The sequence below is a fragment of the Bradyrhizobium sp. 23 genome, assembly GCF_023073295.1.
Taxonomy (GTDB): domain Bacteria; phylum Pseudomonadota; class Alphaproteobacteria; order Rhizobiales; family Xanthobacteraceae; genus Bradyrhizobium; species Bradyrhizobium canariense_D.
In genome coordinates this window covers 89,005-111,132 of record NZ_JADPJF010000088.1, presented here as the reverse complement: position 1 = coordinate 111,132, position 22,128 = coordinate 89,005, and the positions used below count along the sequence as shown (strand labels likewise).

The following is a 22,128-nucleotide window of genomic DNA, read 5'->3' as shown; positions in this document are numbered from 1 at the left end:
CAGCCGCGCCCGCCGTGATCGCGTTGCGCCCGCTGCGGCCGCGCGAAGAGCTGTTCATCGTCCGCTCCGCCTGCGGTGCCGACATCCGCACGCTGTGCGCCGGCGTAGCGCCTGGCGGCGGCCGCATCGTGCAGTGCATCGCCAGCAACGCCGCGTCGCTGTCACCTGCCTGCAAGGACGTGCTGGCGCCGTTCGCGGCACGCTAGAGAAGCGTGCCATCCGGCGGTCCGCTGCACCACCGTGCTCGTGGGCGGCGTACGGGTGAAGCGCTGCGTCTGACGGGGCGGATGGCCAAGCCGCCACGGTTTGGCTATGCTTCGCAAGGTCACTGCTTCGGACACGCGCCAAACGCGCGTCCGGACGTGAGCTGTGGTGTGCCGCGCGGCTTGCCGATAATTCCGCTGGCGCGGGTGGCCGGAGCACATTAGTCTACCCCTAGATAGTAAGTATACTGTCAATTAGGGAGGCAGACGTTGCGGATCGCCGTGATTGGCGGGGGGCCCGGTGGGCTCTACTTCGCCTATCTCTGGAAGAAGCGTCACCCCGAGGATCAAGTCGACCTGTTCGAACAGAACCCGGCCGACGCGACCTGGGGCTTTGGCGTGGTGTTTTCTGATCAGGCCCTGGAATTCCTGCGCGCCGACGACCCCGAGACGGTCGACGCGATCTCGCCGCACATGGAGAGCTGGGAGAACATCACGCTGAACCTGAGCGGCGACAGCGTGGCCATCGACGGCGTCGGCTTCTCCTCGATCGGCCGGCTCGAGCTCTTGCGATTCCTGCAGCAGCGCGCGATCAATGCCGGCGTCACCCCGCGCTTCGACACGCCGATTCATGCGATCGATCAGCTCAACGGGCACGATCTGATCGTCGCTGCCGACGGGCTGAACTCGCTGGTACGCCGCGCCTTCGAGGGCGATTTCGGCACCTCGCTGTCCTACTCCTCGAACAAGTTCGTCTGGTACGGCACCTCGAAGCGCTTCGAGACGCTGTCGCAGACCTTCGTCAAGACCGACCGCGGTGCCTTCAACGCCCATCACTACCGCTACTCGCCGACCATGAGCACCTTCCTGGTCGAATGCGACCATGCGACGTGGCAGGCCTACGGTTTCGCCTACAAGGACGTGGAGCAGTCCAAAGGTGTCTGCGAGGAGGTGTTCGCCGACACGCTCGGCGGCCGCTCGCTGGTTTCCAACAAATCGGTCTGGCGCAACTTCCCCTGGGTCTGGAACGAGCACTGGTCGTTCAAGAACATGGTGCTGCTCGGTGACGCCCTGCACTCGGCGCATTTTTCGATCGGCTCCGGCACGCGGCTCGCGATCGAGGACGCCATTGCACTGGTCAAGGCGCTGGAATCGGACGCCCATCTCTCGACCGCCCTGCATCGCTACCAGGCCGCGCGAAAGCCGGTGGTGCAGAAGCTCGTCAATGCCGCGCGGACCAGCGCTTTCTGGTACGAGCACTTTGCTCAGCACATGCAGCAGGGCCTGATGGACTTTGCCTATAGCTACATCACCCGCTCCGGCCGCATCGACGACTCCCGCCTGCGCGCGATGTCGCCGGGCTTCATGGCGCGCTACGAAGCCGCCAAGAACGGTGGGGACGAGGCATGAGCCGGCAGATTCACGACCAGGTGCCCGCCGACTGCGCGGGCGCGCGCGAGATCGGCTTTTCCGTTCCGCAGGTCTACAATGCCAGCCGCGTGCTGTTCGACAATGTCGGCAAAGGCCACGGTGACAAGCTCGCGCTCATCGGCCCCGCGAGCACGCGCACCTACGCGGAGCTCTGCGCGGAAGCCGGGCGCTGGGGCAACGGCTTTGCCTCGCTTGGCCTCAAGCGCGGCGATCGCGTGCTGTTGTTCCTCGATGACACTCCGGCCTACCCGGCCGCGTTCTTCGGCGCGGTGCGCGCCGGCTTCGTGCCATTGCTGATCAACACGCTGACACCGCCGGATCTGCTGCAATTCTATCTCGCCGATTCCGGCGCGACTGTTGCGGTGGCGGACGCCGAGTTCTGTGCACGTTTCAACGCCGAGGCCTGCAAGGACACGGCCCTGCATACCCTGGTCGTCGTCAATGGCCCGGCGAGCGATCACGCCGCGCCGAACGCCGTTTCCGCCGCCGGCTGGCTCCCCCAGTTTCCGACTGAGCTCGCGGAAGCCGACACGCATCGCAACGAGATGGCGTTCTGGATGTATTCGTCCGGATCGACCGGCCGCCCCAAGGGCATCGTGCATCTCCAGCACGACATGGCCTATAGCGAAGTCGCCTTTGCGCAGAACGTCTTGAAGCTGACGCCGGATGACATCTGCTTCTCGGTGCCAAAAATCTTCTTCGCCTATGGCTTCGGCAACGCGATCACCTTCCCGTTCTCGGCGGGCGCGACGACACTGCTGTTGCCCGGCCAGCCGAAGCCCGTGGCAATCTTTTCGGCGATCGAGCAGTACAGGCCGACGGTCTTCTTCGGCCTGCCGACGCTTTATACATCGCTGACCAAGGCCGAGGGTGCGAACAAGACCGACTTCTCCTCACTGCGCATGGCGCTCTCGGCCGCCGAGGTGCTCTCGGCCGACGTCTTCAACGGCTGGAAGACGCTCACCGGTCTCGAGATCGTGGAAGGCCTCGGCTCGACCGAGGTGCTGCACATCTATCTCTCCAACCGCCCCGAGCGGAAGAAGCTCGGCGCCGCCGGCCTGCGCGTGCCCGGCTACGAGGTCGCGCTGCGCGACAAGGACGGCCGCGATGTCGCCGACGACGAGGAAGGCATCTTGTGGGTGCGCGGCGATTCCAACACGCCGCTGTACTGGAACCGGCCGGACAAATCCGCCGAGACCATCCGCGAAGGCGGCTGGATCTACACCGGCGACCGCTTCGTCCGCGATGGCGATGGCTTTCACTTCTTCCGCGGCCGCGCCGACGATCTCATCAAGATCTCCGGCCAATGGGTCTACCCGCTCGAGGTTGAGCTTTGCCTCGCCGACCACCCGGACATCCGCGAATGCGCGGTGTTCGCCGCCGAGCTGCCGGACCGGCGCATGACGCTTAAGGCAGTGGTGGTGATGAACACCCGCGCGGCGGATCAAAGCGAAACGACCCGGCGGCTGCAGGATTACGTGAAGGGCAAACTGCTTCCTTACAAATATCCGCGCGAGGTGATCTTCATCGACGAGCTGCCAAAGACCGGCACGGGGAAGATCGACCGGCAGGCGTTGCTGAGGATGTGAGCCACCGCTGCCATCGCCCGCGAAGGCGGGCGATGACAACCAGGATTAAGGTGCCTTCCCCAGATGCTCCATCGCGTCCTCCGCCCGGAGCGGCACCCGCGACGCCTCGTTGTTGAGATCGACGAGCTGCGCCAGGAGCCCCATAAGCGCCTTGCGGTCCGCTGGCTTGAGCGGCTCGAGCATCCGCGCCTGGGCGCGTTCGACGGCGGGAATGATGTCGCGCAGGATCGCCGCGCCTGATTTGGTCAAATAGAGCAGCTTGATCCGCTTGTCTTCCGGCGCCGGCCTGCGCTCGACGAAATCCTTGGCCTGAAGCCGCTCGATCACGCTGCCGAGCGTGGAGCGATCGAAGGCGATCACCGCGGACAGCCGCGTCGCATCGATGCCGGGGTGGGTGTGGATCGCGATCAGCGCCGCGTATTGCACCGGCGTGAGGTCGAACGCCTTGCACTCCTCCATGAAGATCGAGACCGCGATCTGCTGCATGCGCCGGAACAGATAGCCCGGCGCCGCATAGACCGCGTCTATCGTGATTGGAGGGGCAGGCTTACTCGGCATCGGGCTGCTTCTCCGGCGCGGCGTTGACGAACGCCGGCAGGGCCTTGGCCGCAGCTTCCGCTTCAAGCAGGCGCGGATAGGCGGAGACGTCGACGCCGAAGCGGCGCGCATTGGCGAGCTGCGGCACAAGACAGAGATCGGCGAGCGTCGGCACATCCCCGAAGCAGAACGGGCCCGGCTCGTTTCTGATCAGCGTCTCGCACGCCGCGAGCCCCTCGCGGTTGACCCAGGCCGCCCAGTCCTGAACCTTCTCCTCGGCAAGGCCGAGCTCGCGCAGCCGCGCCAGCACCTTCAAGTTCTGCACGGGGTGAGTGTCGCAGGCGATCGCCAGCGCGAACGCCCTCACCTTGGCGCGCTGCAACGCATCCCTCGGCAACAGGGGCGGGTTGGGATGGGTCTCGTCGAGCCATTCGATGATGGCGACCGATTGGGTCAGCACTGCGCCCGCATCGTTCTCCAGCGCCGGCACCAGGCCTTGCGGATTGATGGCGAGATAGGCTGGCGCACATTGCTCGCCCTTGCGAAGATGATGCGGCAGGTGCTCGGCACCGCGGCCTTTGAGGTTCAGCGCGATGCGTACCCGGTAGGCGGCGCTGGAGCGGAAATAGCCGTGCAGCTTCATCGGAACCCTCCCGTTTCGTTCTTGTTCGCACGTTGACGCTACCCAGATCGTAAGTATACTGTCAATCAACAAAGCGACGGGAGCCGCACCATGGAAGCCGTGACCAAGACGCCGGAACGCGAGGCGTTCTACAAGAAGATCGACGGCGAGAATCTCACCGCGCTCTGGACGGTCATGAGCGATTTGATCACGCCGGAGCCGAAGAGCGCCTGCCGGCCGCATCTGTGGAAGTTCGACATCATCCGCGACTACATGACCGAAGCCGGCAAGCTGATCACGGCGAAAGAGGCCGAGCGGCGCGTGCTGGTTCTGGAAAACCCCGGCCTGCGCGGACAGTCGAAAATCACCACGTCGCTCTATGCCGGCGTGCAGATGGTGGTGCCCGGCGACGTCGCGCCCGCGCACCGGCACAGCCAATCGGCACTGCGCTTCGTGCTCGAAGGCAAGGGCGCCCACACCGCCGTGGACGGCGAGCGCACCGCGATGGAGCCCGGCGACTTCATCATCACGCCGTCGATGACCTGGCACGATCATTCCAACGAGACCGACCAGCCGATGTTCTGGCTCGACGGTCTCGACATTCCGCTGGTGCAGTTCTTCGACTGCTCTTTCGCGGAAGGCTCCAACGAGGATCAGCAGAAGATTACAAGGCCGGCCGGCGACAGCTTTGCACGCTACGGCCACAATCTGCTGCCGGTCGACGTGAAGCGGAGCTCGAAGACTTCCCCGATCTTCAGCTATCCCTATGCCTACACGCGCGAGGCACTGGAGAAGGCTCGCGCGAGCCAGGAGTGGGATGCCTGTCACGGGCTGAAGCTGAAATTCAGCAACCCCGAGACCGGCGACTTCGCGATGCCGACCATCGGCACGTTCATCCAGCTGCTGCCGAAGGGCTTCAAGACCGCGCGCTATCGCGCGACGGACGCGACGGTGTTCTGTCCGATCGAGGGCCACGGCCGTACCCGCATCGGGGATGCGACGTTCGAATGGGGCCCGCGCGATTTGTTCGTGGTGCCGAGCTGGCAATGGGTCACGCACGAGGCTGATATGGATGCGGTGCTGTTCAGCTTCTCGGATCGCCCCGTGCAGCAGAAGCTGGATTTGTTCCGGGAGGATCGCGGGAATGCGTGAGGTACGCTGCTGGTAGCATCGTCATTGCGAGCGCAGCGAAGCAATCCAGAATCTTTCCGCGGCGACAGTCTGGATTGCTTCGCTGCGCTCGCAATGACGGAGTAAACCTCACCGCCAGTGCAACAGCCGCGTCTCCAGCCAGTTGATCACCCTCCCCACCATCAACCCAAACACCGACAAAATCACCACGCCCGCGAGCAGCTGATCCGTCTGCATCAAATTGCCAGCCTGCAGCACGAACGCGCCGATGCCGTACTGCGCGCCGATCATCTCGGCGCTGACGACGAGCAGCAGCGCCACCGACGAGGTGATACGGAAGCCGGCGAGGATCGCGGGCAGCGCGCCCGGCCAGACCACCTTGCGCACGATGGTGGCGAACGGCACGTTGAAGCTCTGCGCCATGCGGATGAGGTTGCGCGGCACCGCGTCGACGCCGCTATAGACCGAGATCGCGGTCGAGAAGAACACCCCGAGCGCAATGGTCGCGATCTTCGGCTCTTCACCGATGCCGAGCCAGAGGATCAACAGCGGCAGCAGCGCGATCTTCGGGATCGGGAACAGCGCCGAGATGAAGGTGATGCCGACGCTGCGCGCCAGACGCGACAGGCCGATGGCAAAGCCAACGGCGACACCGGCTGCCGTGCCGAGCAGCCAGCCGACACCGATGCGCAGGAGCGACGCGGAAAGGTGCTGCCACAGCGCACCCGAGATCGCGAGCTGGTAGATCGCCCGCGCGATCGCCGATGGCGGTGGCAGGAATAGCGGATTGACCAGGCCGGTGCTGCCGGCGGCCTGCCAGATCGCAATGACCAGCGCGAGCGCGATCCAGCCGCCGAAACGGCTGCTCGCCGGCACGAAGCCGGCGCCGCGAAAGCGGACGCGCCGGACCGCTTCATCCTTCGTCGATGTTCCCGCCGGAGCGCGATCAAGCATGCTGGACCTCGCGCTCGGCATCGATCGCCTCGTTGCGGATCAGCGACCAGATCTGGTTCTGAAGCGCGAGCAGCTTTTCACGGGCTGCAATGTCACCGCGCTCAGTGCGCGTCATCGGCACGCTCACGACCTCGCGAATACGGCCAGGGCGCCGCGACAGCACCACGATGCGGTCGGCAAGCCTCGCCGCCTCTTCGAGATTATGCGTGACATACACGGCGCCCATGCCGCCATCGGCGAGCAGCCGGACGAAATCCTCCATCAGCAGTTCGCGGGTCTGCGAATCCAACGCCGACAATGGCTCGTCCATCAGGAGAATGGCCGGCCTGACCGCGAGCGCGCGCGAAATGCCGACGCGCTGGCGCATGCCGCCGGAAAGCTGCTTTGGATAGGTTTTGCGAAAATCGGTCAGGCCGGTGCGGCGCAAGGCGTCCTCGACCAGCGCGCGGCGCTGCACGGCCGAGAGCTGGGTGTGCAGCAGCGGGAATTCGACGTTCTCCTCCACATTCGCCCAGGGCAGCAGCGCAAAGTCCTGGAACACGAAGGTGAGCGGATTGAGGCTGTCCGCCGGCGGCGATCCACGCAGCTCGGGCGCGCCGGAGGTCGGCAGCAACAGCCCGCCGAGGATCGACAGCAACGTGCTCTTGCCGCAGCCCGACGGCCCCACGATCGCCACCACCTCGCCCGCGCTGACGGTGAACGAGACGTTGTCGAGCACGGCGAGATCGCCGAAGCGATGGGTGATGTGGTTGGCGATCAGGTCCATGGACTGCGTTCTACTCTCAATCCGCCTTCACGAATTCCTTGGCGATGATCGCATTCGCGTCGAAGCCCTTGTCGGCAAAACCCTGCTCCTGGAGCCATTTGATCTGGTTGTCGACGTTCTTCACATCCAGCTTGCCGTCGGGATCGATATAGGCGCAGTTGCCGACCACCTGCTCGACCGGGAGGTTCGTATATTTGGCGATGATCTCCAGCAGCGGCTTTGTCTTGTCATTGATCGGCGCGACACCGTCCTTCATCGCGGCGAGGATGACGTCGTGATATTCGCGGTCGGCCTTTGCCAAGGCGCCGAGCAGCTTCGTCACCAGCACCTTGTTGGTCAGCGTCTTCGGCGAGGCGAACACCGCGCCCAATTGCCAGGGTGTCTCGTCGCCGACCCAGCCGAGAAACTTCGCACCACCGTCGTCCATCAGCTTTCGCGCGGTGGAGATCGGCAGCAGCGCTGCATCCACGGTCTCGCCCTTCAGCGCGGCCGCCGCATTCGACAGCGATTGCAGCGGCACAATCTTCACGTCGGCGAGCTTGAAACCGTATTTGTCGGCAAGCAGGCCGAGCGAATAGTGAAAGGAGGAGCCAACCTGCGTCATCGCCACGCGCTTGCCCGCGAGGTCCTTCGGCGTCTTCAGACCGCTCGCATAGGCGTTGTTGCTGGCGAAATAGCCGATCAGGGGATAACCAGCCTTCTCGCGGCTCATGCCGCCGATCACCTTGAGCACGCCCTTGCCGGCGAGATTGTAAAGACCTGCGGTGAAGGCGGTGACGCCGAAATCGATGTCGCCCGAGGTCGTCGCCACCGCGATCGGCTGCGCCGCGTCGAAGAATTTCAGCTCGACCTCGAGGCCGGCCTCGCGGAAATAGCCCTTGTCCTGCGCGATGAACACCGGCGCGGAGGAGGATAGCCTGAGCACGCCGATCCTGGCCTTCAGCGCGTCCTCGGCTCGGGCCGTGCCCATTGCTGTGATCGCCATCAGGCCAGCTAGCGCGAGCCGCACAATCCCGATCATTTCGTTTCCTCCGCCGTCGATATCTTGCAGTCGGTTACAGGCCTTCAGGCACGGGCTGGTCCCGTCCGATAAAGGCGCCCTGTTGTTTCAACGTTTCCTGCAGCTTTTCAACGGGGATGTCACGCGGGATCCGGTTTCCGGAGAGCGCCAGCGCTGCCGCGGAACCGGCCGCCTCCCCCATCACGAAACAGGCACCGGAGACCCGGGCCGCCGATTGGCCCTCATGGGTCATCGAGGCGCAGCGGCCGGCGACCAGCAGATTATCGACGCCTTCGGGCACCAGCATGCGGTAAGGCAGCTCGTTATAGCCGCGCGATTCCGGGATCGGCGGGAAGGTGAAGACGACGTCGCCGGGGACATGGGCCTCGATCGGCCAGCCATTGACCCCGATGGAATCCTCGAACGAAGCGCAGCCGAGCACGTCCTCGCCGCTGAGCTGATAGCCGCCCGTGATGCGGCGGGTTTCGCGGATGCCGAGCTGCGGCGGCAGGTCGACGATGTAGGATTTTTCAAAGCCCGGCACGGTGCGCAGGAATTCGAACGCAGCCAGCGCCTGCTTGCGGCCCTCGATCTCGCCGCGGGTGAGATCATCAGGCTCGATGCCGTTGATGGCATGGCCGTCCTCGCGCGCCACTTGCGTAAAATTCACCCGCCATTCGATGCCGGACTTCTGCGGCCGCACGATCGCGCTCTTGCGCGGGAATGTGTGGGTGCCGGCGGCGGTGGCCTGCTCCATCAATTGCGGAATGGTCCGCCAGGCTTCGCCTGCCCTCTCCGGGTCGATGTTGTTGAGACGGAGCATCATCGAGGGATACATCGGATGACCGTGCTCGTCGCCGAATTCGAACGGCGCGCCGGCCCAAACCGCGAGATCGCCGTCGCCGGAGCAATCGATGAAGATCTCCGATCGCACCGCCTGCCGGCCGGCCTTGGTCTCGACCATCAGCGCATCGATGCGGCTGTTAGCGCCCATCACCACACCGGCACCAAGCGCGTGGAAAAGGATGTGCACCTTGTGACTGGCGAGCAGTTGGTCGGCCGCGATCTTGTAGGCGGCGGTGTCGTAGGCCTGGGCGAAGACCTTGCCGAGAATCAGATGCGGCGCGTTGAGGCCGTTCAAGCGATCGATCCGCGCCAGCAACTCCGACGCCATGCCCTGCACCAGCCGGTGGGCCTCGCCGTGGACATTGCCGTGCAGGCCGCAGAAATTGGTGACGCCTGCGGCGGTGCCCATGCCGCCAAGGAAGCCGTACCGCTCGATCAGCAGCGTCTTCCGTCCCGCGCGTGCGCTTGAGGCCGCCGCCACGATGCCGGCCGGACCGCCGCCGAGGACGACGACTTCATATTCGCCGTAAAGCGGCACCTGGCGCGCCGGTTCTTCGATCGTCATGGCCTGCATGGCGCGTCCTGTCCCTGAAATCCTTTGCTTGGGCCGGACTATGAATTAACCCGGATCGAGCTACAATCCGCCAAAATAGGCGATCACCTTTCTCGAATCGCGAAAGGCCGAAGATGGACATCCTGGTAAACCTTCAGGCGTTCCTCGCGACCGCCGACGCCACCGGCTTCTCCGCGGCCGCGCGAAAACTCGGCGTCTCGACGTCGGTGGTCGCCAAGCGCGTCACGCAGCTGGAGGCGCGGATCGGCACGCCACTGTTTCATCGCTCGACCCGGCAATTGCGGCTGACCGAGGCCGGCCAGCGCTACGTGCATCGCGCCCGCGGCGTCGTCACCGACGCCGCCGATCTGCTGTCGCGCATGGGCGAGAAGGGCCACGATCTCGTCGATCATCTGCGCATCAAGGCCCCGACCTCGCTGACGGTCGCGCGGCTTGCGGACGTCTTCACCGCCTTCCAGACCCAGAACCCGCGGCTCAAGCTCGAGATCGTGCTGTTCGACCGTCCGGTCGATCCCGTCACCGAAGGCTTTGACATCGCCATCGGCGCCTTCCCGCATTCCTTTGGCGGTGTCGTCGACGAACCCTTGTGCCCGCTGAAGCGGCTGCTCTGCGCCTCGCCTGCCTATTTGAAGAAACACGGCACGCCAAAACATCCGCGTGATCTGGTCGATCATCGCTGCCTCAGCTTTCTACCGACCGGCCCCGAATGGATCTTTGACGGGCCGCGCGGCCGCATCAGCGTCCAGGTCAGTCCGCTGCTGTCCTGCAACGAGGGCCAAGTGCTGGCGCGCAGCGCCATCGCCGGCAACGGCATTGTGTTGATATCGGACTATCTCGTCGCGGGCGCCTTGCGCGACGGCGCGCTCAAGCCGGTGCTGCGCGAGTTTCCGATTCCGGAATTGTGGGTGAAGGCTGCGATCCCTGAACGGCGGCGCAATGCCGCCGCGGTACAGGCGCTGCTCACTTTGCTGAAAAGGTCACTCGCGACGTCGCTGTAAAAGCCCGTAGCCCGGATGGAGCGAAGCGTAATCCGGGCTACTCGCGTTCAGCTTTTAGCACCTGCCCAATTCGCGGCGCGCTTTTCCGCGAACGACGCCAGCCCCTCGGCGGCTTCCGCGCTCTGTCGCTTCAGCGAATGCAGATGCACGAGCCGCTTGTAAGCCGCATCGTCCACCGCCATGCCGCCGAACGAACTTTCCAGCGCGAGCCGCTTGGTCTCGGCCATCGCCTCCGATCCGTTGGCAAGCAACTGCTCGACCACCTTGGCGCCGGCGGCGTCGAGATCGGCGAGCGGCACCACCTCGTGGACGAGGCCGATACGACGGGCGTCCTCGGCGCCGAAACGTTCACCTGTCAGCGCGTAGCGGCGGACTTGCCGTACACCAATGGCATCGCAGAGCTGCGGGATGATGATGGCCGCGGTCAGGCCCCAGCGCACTTCGGTGATCGAGAACAGCGCGTTGTCGGCCGCGATCACGACGTCGCAGGCCGCGATCACGCCGGTGCCGCCGCCAAAGCAGCCGCCCTGCACCAGCGCGACCGTCGGGATAGCCAGCGTATTGAGCCGCTGCACGGCCTCGAACGTCGCCCGCGACGCGGCCTCGTTCGCCTCGCTCGATTGCGGCCGCACGCCGTTGATCCATTTGAGGTCGGCGCCAGCCTGGAAATGCTTGCCATTGCCCTTGAGCACGACGACGCGAAGGTTGGGCTTGCTGCCGAGATCGTCCATGGCCGCGAGCACGCCTGCGATCAACGCGCCGTCATAGGCATTGTTAACCTCCGGCCGGTTCAACGTGACGGTCGCAACCCCACGCGCATCCAGGGTCCACAGGACGGGGCTGTCGGTCATCGGTGTTCCTCCGCTCGTTTGTTTGGCGCGCACTATGACCGAGGCTCCGCGCCCTGATCCATATCTTTCGAGCGTAGGGCAGCCGCGTCCATCGCATGGCGGCTTGTGTCATGCTGCCGCGGGGCGGCATCAAGGGATCAGGGACGGACATCACATGCGCATCTGCATTTTCGGCGCGGGCGCCGTCGGCAGCCATCTTGCAGTTCGGTTGGCCCGCGCCGGCCACGAGGTCTCGTGCGTGATGCGGGGCGCGCACCTGGAGGCGGTCCGGGCCAACGGCCTCAAGCTGCGCGTCGGCGATTCCGAGGTCTCCGCCAAGGTGAACGCCTCCGGCGATCCGGCCCAGCTCGGCCCGCAGGACGTCGTGATCAGCACCTTGAAGGCGACCGCGTTGACCGGGCTGGTCTCCAGTCTCAAGCCGCTGCTGCAGGACAACACCGCGATCGTGTTCGCGCAGAACGGCATTCCCTGGTGGTACCGGATCGGCCTGCCGCCGCGGCACCCGACCCCGCCGGACATTTCCTTCCTCGACCCGGGCGGACGCCTGCGCGCCTGCATTCCGAAAGAGCGGATCGTCGGCGGCGTAGTCTTCTCCTCCAACGAGGTGATCGCGCCCGGCGTGGTGCAGAACCTGACGCCGGACCGCAACCGCCTGCTGATCGGCGAATGTGACGACCGCAATTGCGAGCGCATCACGACGCTCCGCGGTGTCTTCAGCGACGCACGGCTGGAATCGCCGCCGGTCGCCGAGATCCGCGAGGCGATCTGGTCAAAGCTGCTGACCAACATGTCACTGTCGGTGCTGTGCCTGCTCACCGGCCAGACCGCGCGCGGCGTGCGCGATGACCCCGCCTTTGCGGATGTCATTCCGCGGATGCTGAACGAGGCCAACGAGATCGCTCAGCATTTTATCCCCGAGGTCAAGCGCGTATCACGCAGCGGCCCCGCCCCCAACCACAAGCCGTCGCTGCTGCAGGATTACGAGCTCGGCCGCGCCATGGAGATCGACGTCCTGGTAAAGGCGCCCCAAGCCTTCGCGCGCACCGCCGGCCTGTCGACGCCGACGCTCGACTTGATCGCCGCGCTCGCGATCCAGAAGGCGCGCGACAAGGGGCTATATTCGGCGTGAGATTTCAGGCGAGGCTGTCGATCCAGGCCGCGAGCGTATCAAGCACCTCTGTCAGCGCCTCTTCATTGGTGCGGCCGGACTTTTTCAGCACCGCGAAGGAGTGATCGCCGCCTTCGATCTCATGCAGCGTCGCCTTCGGGGCAAGAGCGGCGATGACCGGCTTGAGGAGGCCGAGATCGGCGAGCCCGTCGCGGGTGCCTTGCAGGAACAGCATCGGGATCTCGACATGGGCGAGATGCTCGGCGCGCTCCGTCGACGGCTTCTTGTCGGCGTGCAGGGGAAAACCGAGGAAGGCGAGCCCTTTGACATCAGGCAGCGGAGCCTTGGACTGCGCCTGCGAGGTCATGCGCCCGCCGAAGGATTTTCCACCCGCAACGAGCATCACACCCGGGCAGAGCCGCGCGGCTTCCTCGACTGCCACGCGGATCGTGGCGTGGGCGACCGCAGGCTGGTCGGGACGGCCCTGCTTGTTTTCCATGTAAGGAAAATTGAAGCGGAAGGTCGCGATGTCGCGAGCAGCGAGCCCCTCCGCAATCTTGTCCATCGATGCATGCCGCATCCCTGCACCGGCACCATGCGCCAGGACGTAGCAGGCGCGCGCCTTGTCCGGCTGCGTCAGGATCGCGGAGACCGTGCCGATGCGCGCGATGTCGAGCTTGAGCTCTTTGGTTTTGACGGTTTGGATTTTGACAGCCACAATCAACCATCCCGATAGACGCTGCTCCGGCCGCCTTGGTAGCGTCACCGGCACAGCCTGAAAACACAATAATTGCCGCCAAAGGCTGGCCTAACCAGGCCGGCAAGCCGCATTGACCGAGGTGACCATGTCCTACCGCTCCTCCTGGATGACCGAAGAGCTCGAAATCTTCCGCGACCAGTTCCGGAAGTATCTTGCCAAGGATCTGGCCCCGCATGCCGAAAAATGGCGCGAGCAGAAGATGGTCGACCGCTTTGCCTGGCGCGGGCTCGGCGAGATGGGCGCGCTGCTGGCAAGCGTGCCGGAGGAATATGGCGGCCTGGGCGCCACCTTCGCCTATGATGCCGCCGTGCTCGACGACCTCGAAAGCACGGTGCCGGAGCTGACGACCGGCGTCTCCGTGCACAGCGCCATCGTCGCGCACTACATCCTCAATTACGGCTCGGAGGAGCAGAAGAAGCGCTGGCTGCCGAAGATGGCTTCAGGCGAGATGGTCGGCGCCATCGCCATGACCGAGCCCGGCACCGGCTCGGATTTGCAGGCCGTCAAGACCACCGCCAGGAAGCAGGGCAATTCCTACGTCATCAACGGACAGAAGACCTTCATCACCAACGGCCAGGCTGCCGACCTCGTCATCGTGGTTGCGCGCACCGGCGATGTCGGCGCCAAGGGCATTTCGCTGATCGTGGTCGAAACCTCAGGCGCGGATGGATACAAGCGCGGGCGCAACCTCGACAAGATCGGCCTGCATGCCTCCGACACGTCTGAGCTGTTCTTCGACAACGTCGCGGTGCCGCCGGACAATTTGCTCGGCGGCGAGGAAGGCCAGGGCTTCGTGCAGCTGATGCAGCAATTGCCGCAGGAGCGCCTCGCGCTCGCGGTCGGCGCGGTCGCGGCTATGGAGCGCGCGATAAAACTCACCGTCGACTACACCAAGGAGCGCAAGGCCTTCGGCAAGCCGCTGATGGATTTCCAGAACACCGCCTTCAAGCTCGCCGAGCGCAAGACCGAAGCGATGATCGCGCGCGTCTTCGTCGACTGGTGCATCGAGCGGCTGGTCGCAAAGGACCTCGACACCGTCACGGCGTCGATGGCGAAATATTGGTGCTCGGAGAAGCAGGTCGAGACCGCCGACGAATGCCTGCAGCTGTTCGGCGGCTACGGCTATATGCAGGAATATCCGATCTCGCGCATCTTCATCGATTCCCGCATCCAGAAGATCTATGGCGGGACGAACGAGATCATGAAGCTGTTGATCGCGAGGTCGTTGTAATCAAGCCGGCGTGAACGGCCTGCCGCTCAATTCGGATGCCACCACCGGCCGCCGATCACGACGCCTTCGGAGACGATCTTGCGGTCGCCGATCAGGTGCTCGCCGACGACGTCCTCATAGTCGAACTGGCCTTCCCTCACCGAGATCAGCGTGGCGTCGCCGACGCTGCCCGGCTTGAGGCTGCCGAGCTCGGGGCGCCGCAGCGCCATCGCGGCGTTGACGGTCGAGGTTGCGATGACGTCGGACAGCGGCATGCCCATGCACAGGAATTTCGACAGGGTCGTCACCTGATCGAAGGCCGGGCCGTCGATGCAGAGCTGATGAATGTCGGACGAGATGGTGTCGGGATAGAAGCCGTTGGCGAGCATCGCACGCGCGGTCTTGAATGCGAACGAGCCCTTGCCGTGGCCGATGTCGAACAGCACGCCGCGCTCGCGGGCGTCGAGCACCGCCCGCTTCACCGTGCCCTGCGCGGTCGCAGGCGTGTTGGGGAAGGGACGGAACGCATGGGTGAGCACGTCGCCGGGGCGCAGGCGCGCCAGCACCTCCTCGTAGCTCGGCGGCGGATGATCGATATGCGCCATCAGGGGCATGCCGACCTCGTTCGCGACCTCGAGCGCGATGTCGAGCGGCACGACGCCCGACGTGCCCGAGGAATGCAGCCCCACGCGCACCTTGATGCCGACGATGAGATCGCGGTTGGCGTCGGCCACCTTGGCCGCCTCGATCGGATTCATCAGCCGCAGCTCCTCGCTCTCGCCGACCATGATCCGGTGCGAGAAGCCGAAAATGCCGGCATGCGAGACATGCAGATAAGCGAGGATACGAACCTGGCTCGGCTCGATCACATGCTTGCGGAAGCCCGCGAAATTGCCCGGCCCCGCACTGCCGGTATCGACCGCGGTGGTGACGCCGGAAAGACGGCAGAACTCCTCGGCGTCGATGCCGAGCGACGTGCCGCCCCAATAGACATGGGTGTGGAGATCGATCAGTCCCGGCGTCACGATGTAGCGAGAGACGTCGCGCACCTCGGTGCCCGGATCCGCCTTGAGCCCACTGCCGATCGCCGCGACCTTGCCGCCGGAAAAGGCGACATCGGTCACGGCGTCGAGCTTCTGGGACGGGTCGACCACACGGCCGCCGCGCAGGATCAAATCGAAAGGCATTGTCGTCTCCGGATATGGCAGCGAGGCGGGGCGGCAGTCAGCCCGGGCCAGGAGGAAGCTTCGCGCTTCTAGCAATTTTTGCGCCGACGAGCGTATCAAACGCGACGATTGCTCACTGAAAAACTGGCGATCCCGGGAAGACTCGAACTTCCGACCTACGGTTTAGGAAACCGTCGCTCTATCCGGCTGAGCTACGGGACCGCGGAACCCGCAGAGCGGGTTACCGGGGCTTCATATCAAAGCGGAAGGGGGATCGGAAGCCCTCCGCGTTGCTCAATGCGGAGGGCTGCCGGTCATCTCATGCCCGGATATTGTTGTCCTTGACCACCTTGCCCCAAATGGCGACCTGCTTGTCGAAGAAGGTCTTGAAGGCGGGAGCGTCCTCGAGCAGCAGCGTCATCTGCTGCGTTTCCTTGAGCTGGGCGGCGGTCGCGGGCTCGCTCAGGATCTCCTTGGACGCCGTCGCGAGGCCTGCGACGATGTCCGGCGGCGTGCCGGTGGGCGCGAAGATGCCCCACCAGGCCAGCGTCTCGAAATCCGGAAAGCCCGCCTCGATCGCGGTCGGCGTATCCGGCAGGCCCGGCAGCCGCTCGCGGCCGAGCTGCAGGATCGGACGCAGCATGTTGGTGCCGAGCTGGGCTGCGACCAGCGCCGCAGATCCCGCGATCAGGTCGACATGGCCGCCGAGCACGTCGTTCATTGCGGGGCCTCCGCCGCGATAGGGCACGTGCATGATCTCGACGCCGGCCTTGTTGCCGAGCACGGTCATGGCGAGATGGCCGAGCGTGCCGATGCCGACGCGTGGTCACCCCTGCCGCGAGCTCGCGAAACAACCCGTCGCCGTTATCGTCGAGATTGTGGAATTCGTCCTGCTGGCTCACGCCGCCCTCCTCTTCATTCTCGCTGATCAGGATTTGCCATACGAGCCTTGATAACGGCCCTCGCGGATCGCCTTCAGCGTCTCCTCCTCGCGCGCGACCTGGGCTCGCACGGCGTCGAGCAGCGCCGCGGCACCGGCGGCGGCAAACGACACCACGCCGTCCTCGTCTCCGACGACGATGTCGCCGGGCGAGATCACGCTGCCGCCGATCGAAACAGGCACGTTGATCTCGCCGGGGCCGTTCTTGTAAGGGCCGCGGTGGATCACCGCGCGGGCATAGCAGGGAAAGTCATCGGCAGCGAACGCCGCGACGTCGCGGATCGCGCCGTCGATGACGTAGCCTTCGGCTTTGCGCCATTGCGCGATGTTCTTCATGATCTCACCGACCAGCGCGCGGGTCTCGTCGCCGCCGCCATCGACCACGATGACGTCGCCGGGGCCCACCAGCTCGAGCGCGCGGTGGATGGCGAGATTGTCACCGGGACGGGTGCGGACCGTGAAGGCCGTGCCCACCAGCTTGGCACCGCGATGATAGGGTTTGAGCCCCACGGCGCCCGGCAGCCGGCCGAGATTGTCCGAAATGACCGGGGTCGGCGCACCGCGAAAGCCCTCGATGATCGCGGCCGGCGGCTTCGGCACAGCGTTCGCGGCGATGGTGATGGTCATAATCTCGGTCCTTCCCATGAATTCTCTTAATCGGCGTCCGCCCGCGCCTTCGCCGGCCAAATCCGGAACGCGCGCCCCTCCTTCATCCACGCCGCGCGCTCGTCGCGCAACAGCGTGCGGCGAACTTTACCGGAATCGTCGCGTGGTGGGACGGTGACGATCTCGAAGCTCTCCGGGTGCTTGTAGCGGCTGAGCCTGTCTTTGAGGAAATCCGCCATTCCGTCGGCGATGGCTTGGCCGTCCGCATCGCTCTCCGGCTCGATGATGGCGTGCACGCGCTGGCCCAATTCCGGATCGGGCAATCCCACCACCACGCAGGAGCGCACGCCCGGACAGGCGGAGACGGCAGCTTCGACCTCGGCGGGATAGATGTTGGCGCCGCCGCGCAGCACCATGTCGGCGAGGCGGTCACCGAGATAAAGGTAGCCTTCCGCATCCAGCCTGCCGATATCGCCCAGCGATTCCCAGCCGTCGGCGCGGCGCTTCGGCTCGGCGCCGAGATAGTGATAGGTGGCGTCATTGCCGTCATTGTTGAGGAAGTAAATCTCGCCGGTCTCACCCGGCGCAACGTCGTTGCCGTCCTCGCCGATGATGCGCAAGCGCGCCGTCTCGCCGATCTTGCCGACCGAGCCCTGGTGCGTCAGCCATTCCTTGCCGGAGATGATGCAGGAGCCCTGTCGCTCGGTGCCGCCATAGAGCTCCCAGATCCGCTCAGGCCCGAGCCAGGCGATCCAGTTCTCCTTCAGCCAGGGTGGCATCGGAGCGGCCATGTGGAAGACGGTTTGCAGGCTCGACACATCGTAGGCGTTGCGCACGTGCTCCGGGAGCGCCCAGATCCGGTGCATCATGGTCGGCACGAAATTGACCCATTGCACGCGCTCGCGCGCAATTTGCCGCAGCGCCTCCTCGGCGTCGAACTTGACGAGGCCGGTGAGCTGGCCGCCGGTGAACAGCGCGTAGTGCGACACGATGAACGGCGCATTGTGATAGAGCGGACCGGGATTGAGCAACGAGACCCCGAAGGGGATGTTGAGCGGCGGCGCGGCGACCGTGTCGATCACCGCCGGCTGGTGATCGAGGATCACCTTCGGGCGGCCGGTCGATCCGCCGCTGGTCATGGCTTTCCAATAGCGCGCCACCGGTGCGGTGAGCGGCTCGTCCGAAAACCCTTCCGGCACGAAATCCGCGGGCAGACGGTTCGGCGCGTTCCAGTCGGCTTCGCCGCCGACCACCAGCGCCGGCTTCAGGATGTCGAGCACCGCGGCGGCTTCGCCGCGCGGCAGCCGCCATGACAACGAGGTCGGCGTCGCTCCGCATTTCCACACTGCAAACGAGGTCTCGAAAAACGCATTGCAGTTGGGCAAACCGATCGCGACAAAGTCGCCGGGCTTGACACCCTTGGCCATGAACGCCCGCGCGCGCCGGTTGGCGCCGCGTTCGAGCGCGTCCCATGTCAGCGTATCCTGCCCGTGACGGACGGCGATCGTGCCTTGCGGTTTGCGTTCGGCGTACCAGCGCGGCACATCGGACAGGGGCAGCAGCATGAGGCGTTTCCACTTCGTATTCTTGGCGTCGCCGATGAGGCGAGCGCAGGATGAAGTGACGCTGTGACTCCTGCGCCACGTCAAGCAAAAAATGTCAGCATCACAGCCATGAAATTCCCGGGTTCCATGGGTGACAAGCAGGCCATAAAGGGGCAAAAATCAGCCCGACTCAGTTCGGGTTGAGTTTTGCAAGGAATGCTCTCGTAGAATGTCGGACGTAGTTGCATCGCGTCGTGCGGCGCTTGTCGTTGCTGCAGCAGGATTTTTCCTGCTGGCGCCGTCGCATGCCCAGGCACAATGGTGGAAGCGCGCGCCTGTTGACTTCGAGGCCTGCGCCGACGCCGCCGAGAAAGCTACGACCAAATCCGAGAAGACGGCTGCGCTTGCCGACTGCAACGCCAAATTCGCCGGCCGGCGCAAGGCGGGCGGCGGCTATTCCTATTACGATTTCCTCCAGGACCGCAGCTTCGACATCGCCGGGCCCAATCCGACGCCGGAGGAGCAGAAGAAGATCGACGAATCCTACACCGCCTATCTCGCCAATCAGCGCCGCAGCAATGAAGCCGCGCAGGCCACCGCGCGCCAGCAGCGCGAGCAGCAGGAACAACAGGTGCAGCAGCTCCAGCGGGTCGCGTTGCGAACCGAGGTCGAGCGCGTGCCCGTGCCGGTCGAGCGGCCGAAAGTCCAGCAGGCCGCCATCGGCGACGCGCGGCCGCGGCCGAAGGGCACACCCTGCACCAAGGGCTCGTTCTCCTGCGAATGGCCGCGGCTGTCGGATGGATTGAACGACATCAAGAAGCTGTTCAGCCCGACGCCGAGCAAGCCCGCGAAGAAGGGCTGAGCTGCGTCGCCGTCATTGCGAGCGCAGCGAAGCAATCCAGCATCTCTCCGCGGAGGCAGTCTGGATTGCTTCGCTACGCTCGCAATGACGAACTGGGCGGGGATCCGTCTCCTAGCCTCAGTTCGTGTGCTTCTTCTTGCTGCGCTTCGGTTGAGCAACCGGCGCATTCACCGGCGCCGTTGTTGTCGGTGAACTACCCAACTGCGAACGACTCTCCTTCAGGCGCGCGTCATAGCCGGGCGAATTCGTGACGGTCGGCGGCCTTGCCTGAGCAAACGTGGAAGCTGCACATAAGGCGGCGAGCACGACCCCGATCGTCAAACAACGTTTCATCGCACGTCTCCCGTCAGCCGGCGTGAACTCATGCAGCGCCGCGAACCTGCTGCGGCGTCAGCCGCGGCGGACCCTTGCCCGCGGCCTCAGCCTCGTTGATCAGCGCAACAATGCGGCGCGACAGCGGCACGTCGACACTGTTCTGTTCGGCGAGGGCGATGATCGCGCCCTGGAGATAGTCGATCTCGGTCTTGCGGCCCTGCTTCAAATCCTGCCACATCGAGGAACGCGCCTCGGGATCGATCTTCATGGTCCTTCCCAGGATCAGGTCGAAAATCGGATCAGGCAGTCTCAGCAAGGCGGGCGTCCAGGACGACGGGATCGGCGTCGCCGAGACCGGTGTGATGCCGGCGGCCCTCATTGCAGCCAGCCCCTCCGCCATCTGATCGGCGAACAACCTTCGCCATTCGCGGTTCCCCAATTGCGCAGCGAGGGGCATGTCGGACAAGGCGCTGAGCGCGTTGTTCAAATTGATGATCAGCTTGCCCCATTGCACGCCGGTGATGTCGCGGCTCGCGCGCATCGTGAGCCCCGGCACCGACAGAGCTGCGGCCGCGTTCGTGTCATCTTGGCCAACATGAATGTCGCCAGAGGTCGAGCGGTGGAAGCGGCCCTCGCCCATCCCGACCACGTTGAAAGGCACCATGCCGGCGAGCACGCGGCGATCGCCGAGGCGATCGCGCAGCACCGCGACGTTGCCGACGCCGTTTTGCAGCGAGACGATGACAGCGTCCTGCGGCGCATGCTGCGCGATCTGCTTGGCGACAGCTGCCGTGTCGGCGCTCTTCACCGTGACCAGCACGATGCCGGCGCTGTGCAAGATCGCGGGATCTTCCGATAGCGCGAGTTGGCCCGGATCGAGCTTCTTCTCGGAGCCGTCGAAATCGGTCAGAAGCAGACCGAACCGCTCGATCTCGGCCTTCACCCGCGGTCGCACCAGGAACGCGACGCGGCGACCGGCAGCCGCCAGGGTGCCGCCGACAAAACATCCGATGGCGCCCGCGCCGGCCACCACGATCGGTCGATCCGTCATCATCTTGGCTTGCCCCCTCAACGATCCGCCCTCGATAGCAGAGGCTGTGTCTGCTGCCCATTCCCGGAGTTGCGGCGCAATCGCCTTGTAACCGTCATGACGGCCTCATATGTTTTCGAACGGGGCTTGTTACCGGCAACAAAGCGCCAAGGGAGAACGCCATGGGTTTGCTCGACGTCCTCAACGGCATGCAGAACGGCCCGCGCGGGCCAAGCACGCCGAGTTCACAATCCTCATCCAGTGGCGGCATGTCGCCCATGACCATGGCGCTGCTTGGCCTGCTCGCCTGGAAGGCATTCAAGCATATGAGCGGCAACCAGAGCGGCAGCGCGCCGCAGCCGTCCCCGGCACCGACGCCGACGCATCTCCCCCCGCCGGTGAATGCAGGCGCTGGTGGTGGCCTCGGCGACCTGTTGAAGGGCGGCCTTGGCGGCCTGCTCGCGGGCGGCGCGGCCGGCAGCGTGCTCAGCGGCGGGCTCGGCGATCTCCTCAACCAGCTTCAGCACAGCGGTCATGGCGATACTGCCAATACCTGGGTCGGCAAGGGCGAGAACAAGGCGATCGCTCCAGGCGATCTCGCCAATGCGCTCGGCGCCGACCAGATCGAGAGCCTGTCCGCCCAAAGCGGCCTGTCGCGTGACGAGCTGCTCTCGGGCCTCAGCCAGTATCTGCCGCAGGTGGTCGACCATCTGACGCCGGACGGACGGCTGCCGACCGAGCAAGAGATCGCGGGCAGAGTCTGATTGGTTTAGTCAAACGAGGGGAGCACGGACATGAGCATGGGTGGCTTGTTGTGGATCATCGTCGTCGGCTTCATCGCCGGCCTCATCGCGCGTTGGCTGGCGCCGGGACCGAACAATCCGAGCGGCTTCATCCTCACCACCATCCTCGGCATCGCCGGCGCGTTTCTCGCGACCTTCATCGGTCAGGCCATCGGTCATTACGGTCCCGACCAGGGTGCAGGATTCATCATGGCCACCATCGGCGCCGTGGTGGTGCTGTTCATCTGGCACCGGCTGGTGGCGAGCGGCGTGATCAAGGGGTGACGCTTCAAAACGCCGAAA

General features: G+C 65.0%; 23 protein-coding genes, 1 tRNA gene and 1 pseudogene. 10 read left to right on the top strand and 15 right to left on the bottom strand.

The window, feature by feature from the left end; all coding sequences use genetic code 11:
* The 3 genes and pseudogenes from IVB32_RS21435 to IVB32_RS21425 form a co-directional block, all read left to right on the top strand.
* A pseudogene (locus IVB32_RS21435) lies at positions 1 to 206 on the top strand (hypothetical protein); the annotation flags it as partial.
* Positions 207 to 473: 267 nt separating this feature from the next.
* Entirely contained in the window at positions 474 to 1,613 is a 1,140-nt protein-coding gene (locus tag IVB32_RS21430) for an FAD-dependent monooxygenase (RefSeq protein ID WP_018452992.1), read from the top strand.
* Positions 1,610 to 3,223, top strand: a complete 1,614-nt coding sequence (locus IVB32_RS21425; protein WP_018452991.1) for a benzoate-CoA ligase family protein — start codon at positions 1,610 to 1,612, stop codon at positions 3,221 to 3,223. Before IVB32_RS21430 ends, IVB32_RS21425 begins: the two co-directional genes overlap by 4 nt.
* Before the next feature lie 45 nt (positions 3,224 to 3,268).
* Here the strand turns inward: IVB32_RS21425 and IVB32_RS21420 are convergent, their stop codons facing one another.
* Positions 3,269 to 3,781 carry a MarR family transcriptional regulator gene (locus IVB32_RS21420; RefSeq protein ID WP_018452990.1) on the bottom strand — a complete coding sequence of 171 codons (513 nt, stop codon included), beginning with the start codon at positions 3,779 to 3,781 and terminating at the stop codon, positions 3,269 to 3,271.
* Positions 3,771 to 4,403 (bottom strand): maleylacetoacetate isomerase, encoded by a 633-nt coding sequence (gene maiA / locus IVB32_RS21415; protein ID WP_018452989.1) that lies wholly within the window; start codon positions 4,401 to 4,403, stop codon positions 3,771 to 3,773. The genes IVB32_RS21420 and maiA overlap by 11 nt, the downstream gene beginning before the upstream one ends.
* Positions 4,404 to 4,493: 90 nt before the next feature.
* On the opposite strand from maiA, the gene gtdA reads away from it, so the two are divergent.
* A complete protein-coding gene (gtdA, locus tag IVB32_RS21410; RefSeq protein WP_018452988.1) occupies positions 4,494 to 5,534 on the top strand; it encodes a gentisate 1,2-dioxygenase in 1,041 nt (346 codons plus the stop codon).
* A 108-nt stretch (positions 5,535 to 5,642) separates the two neighbouring features.
* Here gtdA and IVB32_RS21405 read toward each other — a convergent pair whose 3' ends face one another.
* The 4 genes from IVB32_RS21405 to IVB32_RS21390 are packed head-to-tail and all read right to left on the bottom strand — an operon-like array spanning position 5,643 to position 9,653.
* Positions 5,643 to 6,467 (bottom strand): ABC transporter permease, encoded by an 825-nt coding sequence (locus IVB32_RS21405; RefSeq protein WP_018452987.1) that lies wholly within the window; start codon positions 6,465 to 6,467, stop codon positions 5,643 to 5,645.
* Positions 6,460 to 7,233: an ABC transporter ATP-binding protein gene (locus tag IVB32_RS21400; RefSeq protein ID WP_247299209.1), complete on the bottom strand. Its 774-nt coding sequence runs from the start codon at positions 7,231 to 7,233 to the stop codon at positions 6,460 to 6,462. The genes IVB32_RS21405 and IVB32_RS21400 overlap by 8 nt, the downstream gene beginning before the upstream one ends.
* Before the next feature lie 16 nt (positions 7,234 to 7,249).
* Positions 7,250 to 8,254 carry an ABC transporter substrate-binding protein gene (locus IVB32_RS21395; RefSeq protein WP_018452985.1) on the bottom strand — a complete coding sequence of 335 codons (1,005 nt, stop codon included), beginning with the start codon at positions 8,252 to 8,254 and terminating at the stop codon, positions 7,250 to 7,252.
* A 34-nt stretch (positions 8,255 to 8,288) separates the two neighbouring features.
* Complete coding sequence (locus IVB32_RS21390; RefSeq protein WP_018452984.1) at positions 8,289 to 9,653, bottom strand: FAD-dependent oxidoreductase; 1,365 nt, start codon at positions 9,651 to 9,653, stop codon at positions 8,289 to 8,291.
* A gap of 113 nt (positions 9,654 to 9,766) precedes the next feature.
* Between IVB32_RS21390 and IVB32_RS21385 the strand changes: the two genes are divergently transcribed.
* Positions 9,767 to 10,651: a LysR family transcriptional regulator gene (locus IVB32_RS21385; RefSeq protein WP_018452983.1), complete on the top strand. Its 885-nt coding sequence runs from the start codon at positions 9,767 to 9,769 to the stop codon at positions 10,649 to 10,651.
* Between the two features lie 47 nt (positions 10,652 to 10,698).
* Here the strand turns inward: IVB32_RS21385 and IVB32_RS21380 are convergent, their stop codons facing one another.
* Positions 10,699 to 11,502, bottom strand: a complete 804-nt coding sequence (locus IVB32_RS21380) for an enoyl-CoA hydratase-related protein (protein ID WP_085351611.1) — start codon at positions 11,500 to 11,502, stop codon at positions 10,699 to 10,701.
* 154 nt (positions 11,503 to 11,656) lie between these two features.
* Here IVB32_RS21380 and IVB32_RS21375 point away from each other — a divergent pair, with 154 nt between their 5' ends.
* Positions 11,657 to 12,631, top strand: a complete 975-nt coding sequence (locus IVB32_RS21375; protein ID WP_018452981.1) for a ketopantoate reductase family protein — start codon at positions 11,657 to 11,659, stop codon at positions 12,629 to 12,631.
* 4 nt (positions 12,632 to 12,635) lie between these two features.
* Here IVB32_RS21375 and IVB32_RS21370 read toward each other — a convergent pair whose 3' ends face one another.
* Positions 12,636 to 13,328 carry an alpha/beta family hydrolase gene (locus tag IVB32_RS21370; RefSeq protein ID WP_231189766.1) on the bottom strand — a complete coding sequence of 231 codons (693 nt, stop codon included), beginning with the start codon at positions 13,326 to 13,328 and terminating at the stop codon, positions 12,636 to 12,638.
* A 127-nt stretch (positions 13,329 to 13,455) separates the two neighbouring features.
* On the opposite strand from IVB32_RS21370, the gene IVB32_RS21365 reads away from it, so the two are divergent.
* Positions 13,456 to 14,601 (top strand): acyl-CoA dehydrogenase family protein, encoded by a 1,146-nt coding sequence (locus tag IVB32_RS21365; protein ID WP_018452979.1) that lies wholly within the window; start codon positions 13,456 to 13,458, stop codon positions 14,599 to 14,601.
* 26 nt (positions 14,602 to 14,627) lie between these two features.
* Here IVB32_RS21365 and IVB32_RS21360 read toward each other — a convergent pair whose 3' ends face one another.
* The 5 genes from IVB32_RS21360 to IVB32_RS21340 all read right to left on the bottom strand — a co-directional run bounded on the left by IVB32_RS21360 (position 14,628) and on the right by IVB32_RS21340 (position 18,857).
* Positions 14,628 to 15,767 carry an amidohydrolase/deacetylase family metallohydrolase gene (locus IVB32_RS21360; protein ID WP_018452978.1) on the bottom strand — a complete coding sequence of 380 codons (1,140 nt, stop codon included), beginning with the start codon at positions 15,765 to 15,767 and terminating at the stop codon, positions 14,628 to 14,630.
* 124 nt (positions 15,768 to 15,891) lie between these two features.
* Positions 15,892 to 15,968 (bottom strand) — tRNA-Arg (locus tag IVB32_RS21355).
* A 97-nt stretch (positions 15,969 to 16,065) separates the two neighbouring features.
* Positions 16,066 to 16,536, bottom strand: a complete 471-nt coding sequence (locus tag IVB32_RS21350; protein WP_247369119.1) for a tripartite tricarboxylate transporter substrate-binding protein — start codon at positions 16,534 to 16,536, stop codon at positions 16,066 to 16,068.
* A 138-nt stretch (positions 16,537 to 16,674) separates the two neighbouring features.
* Positions 16,675 to 17,313, bottom strand: coding sequence for an RraA family protein (locus IVB32_RS21345; protein ID WP_204514026.1), 639 nt, complete (start codon positions 17,311 to 17,313; stop codon positions 16,675 to 16,677).
* A 26-nt stretch (positions 17,314 to 17,339) separates the two neighbouring features.
* Complete coding sequence (locus tag IVB32_RS21340) at positions 17,340 to 18,857, bottom strand: AMP-binding protein (RefSeq protein WP_247299205.1); 1,518 nt, start codon at positions 18,855 to 18,857, stop codon at positions 17,340 to 17,342.
* Between the two features lie 208 nt (positions 18,858 to 19,065).
* On the opposite strand from IVB32_RS21340, the gene IVB32_RS21335 reads away from it, so the two are divergent.
* Positions 19,066 to 19,698 (top strand): hypothetical protein, encoded by a 633-nt coding sequence (locus IVB32_RS21335; protein WP_018452973.1) that lies wholly within the window; start codon positions 19,066 to 19,068, stop codon positions 19,696 to 19,698.
* A 117-nt stretch (positions 19,699 to 19,815) separates the two neighbouring features.
* On the opposite strand, the gene IVB32_RS21330 is transcribed toward IVB32_RS21335, so the two are convergent.
* Complete coding sequence (locus tag IVB32_RS21330) at positions 19,816 to 20,031, bottom strand: hypothetical protein (protein WP_083926313.1); 216 nt, start codon at positions 20,029 to 20,031, stop codon at positions 19,816 to 19,818.
* Between the two features lie 28 nt (positions 20,032 to 20,059).
* Positions 20,060 to 21,067: a 2-dehydropantoate 2-reductase gene (locus tag IVB32_RS21325; protein WP_247299203.1), complete on the bottom strand. Its 1,008-nt coding sequence runs from the start codon at positions 21,065 to 21,067 to the stop codon at positions 20,060 to 20,062.
* A 158-nt stretch (positions 21,068 to 21,225) separates the two neighbouring features.
* On the opposite strand from IVB32_RS21325, the gene IVB32_RS21320 reads away from it, so the two are divergent.
* Together IVB32_RS21320 and IVB32_RS21315 are read left to right on the top strand one after the other, a co-directional pair.
* A complete protein-coding gene (locus IVB32_RS21320; RefSeq protein WP_026232432.1) occupies positions 21,226 to 21,807 on the top strand; it encodes a YidB family protein in 582 nt (193 codons plus the stop codon).
* Between the two features lie 30 nt (positions 21,808 to 21,837).
* Positions 21,838 to 22,110, top strand: coding sequence for a GlsB/YeaQ/YmgE family stress response membrane protein (locus tag IVB32_RS21315; protein ID WP_083926312.1), 273 nt, complete (start codon positions 21,838 to 21,840; stop codon positions 22,108 to 22,110).
* Positions 22,111 to 22,128: the final 18 nt, after the last annotated feature.

Excerpts from the sequence above, each read along its gene's own strand:
- IVB32_RS21405 (WP_018452987.1), bottom strand. The coding sequence starts at position 6,467 with ATGCTTGATCGCGCTCCGGCGGGAACATCGACGAAGGATGAAGCGGTC.
- maiA (WP_018452989.1), bottom strand. The coding sequence starts at position 4,403 with ATGAAGCTGCACGGCTATTTCCGCTCCAGCGCCGCCTACCGGGTACGC.
- IVB32_RS21325 (WP_247299203.1), bottom strand. The coding sequence starts at position 21,067 with ATGATGACGGATCGACCGATCGTGGTGGCCGGCGCGGGCGCCATCGGA.
- IVB32_RS21425 (WP_018452991.1), top strand. The coding sequence starts at position 1,610 with ATGAGCCGGCAGATTCACGACCAGGTGCCCGCCGACTGCGCGGGCGCG.
- IVB32_RS21320 (WP_026232432.1), top strand. The coding sequence starts at position 21,226 with ATGGGTTTGCTCGACGTCCTCAACGGCATGCAGAACGGCCCGCGCGGG.
- IVB32_RS21390 (WP_018452984.1), bottom strand. The coding sequence starts at position 9,653 with ATGCAGGCCATGACGATCGAAGAACCGGCGCGCCAGGTGCCGCTTTAC.
- IVB32_RS21335 (WP_018452973.1), top strand. The coding sequence starts at position 19,066 with ATGTCGGACGTAGTTGCATCGCGTCGTGCGGCGCTTGTCGTTGCTGCA.
- IVB32_RS21340 (WP_247299205.1), bottom strand. The coding sequence starts at position 18,857 with ATGCTGCTGCCCCTGTCCGATGTGCCGCGCTGGTACGCCGAACGCAAA.
- IVB32_RS21385 (WP_018452983.1), top strand. The coding sequence starts at position 9,767 with ATGGACATCCTGGTAAACCTTCAGGCGTTCCTCGCGACCGCCGACGCC.
- IVB32_RS21375 (WP_018452981.1), top strand. The coding sequence starts at position 11,657 with ATGCGCATCTGCATTTTCGGCGCGGGCGCCGTCGGCAGCCATCTTGCA.
- IVB32_RS21360 (WP_018452978.1), bottom strand. The coding sequence starts at position 15,767 with ATGCCTTTCGATTTGATCCTGCGCGGCGGCCGTGTGGTCGACCCGTCC.
- IVB32_RS21400 (WP_247299209.1), bottom strand. The coding sequence starts at position 7,233 with ATGGACCTGATCGCCAACCACATCACCCATCGCTTCGGCGATCTCGCC.
- IVB32_RS21315 (WP_083926312.1), top strand. The coding sequence starts at position 21,838 with ATGAGCATGGGTGGCTTGTTGTGGATCATCGTCGTCGGCTTCATCGCC.
- IVB32_RS21395 (WP_018452985.1), bottom strand. The coding sequence starts at position 8,254 with ATGATCGGGATTGTGCGGCTCGCGCTAGCTGGCCTGATGGCGATCACA.
- IVB32_RS21380 (WP_085351611.1), bottom strand. The coding sequence starts at position 11,502 with ATGACCGACAGCCCCGTCCTGTGGACCCTGGATGCGCGTGGGGTTGCG.
- IVB32_RS21365 (WP_018452979.1), top strand. The coding sequence starts at position 13,456 with ATGTCCTACCGCTCCTCCTGGATGACCGAAGAGCTCGAAATCTTCCGC.
- IVB32_RS21420 (WP_018452990.1), bottom strand. The coding sequence starts at position 3,781 with ATGCCGAGTAAGCCTGCCCCTCCAATCACGATAGACGCGGTCTATGCG.
- IVB32_RS21345 (WP_204514026.1), bottom strand. The coding sequence starts at position 17,313 with ATGACCATCACCATCGCCGCGAACGCTGTGCCGAAGCCGCCGGCCGCG.
- gtdA (WP_018452988.1), top strand. The coding sequence starts at position 4,494 with ATGGAAGCCGTGACCAAGACGCCGGAACGCGAGGCGTTCTACAAGAAG.
- IVB32_RS21330 (WP_083926313.1), bottom strand. The coding sequence starts at position 20,031 with ATGAAACGTTGTTTGACGATCGGGGTCGTGCTCGCCGCCTTATGTGCA.
- IVB32_RS21350 (WP_247369119.1), bottom strand. The coding sequence starts at position 16,536 with ATGACCGTGCTCGGCAACAAGGCCGGCGTCGAGATCATGCACGTGCCC.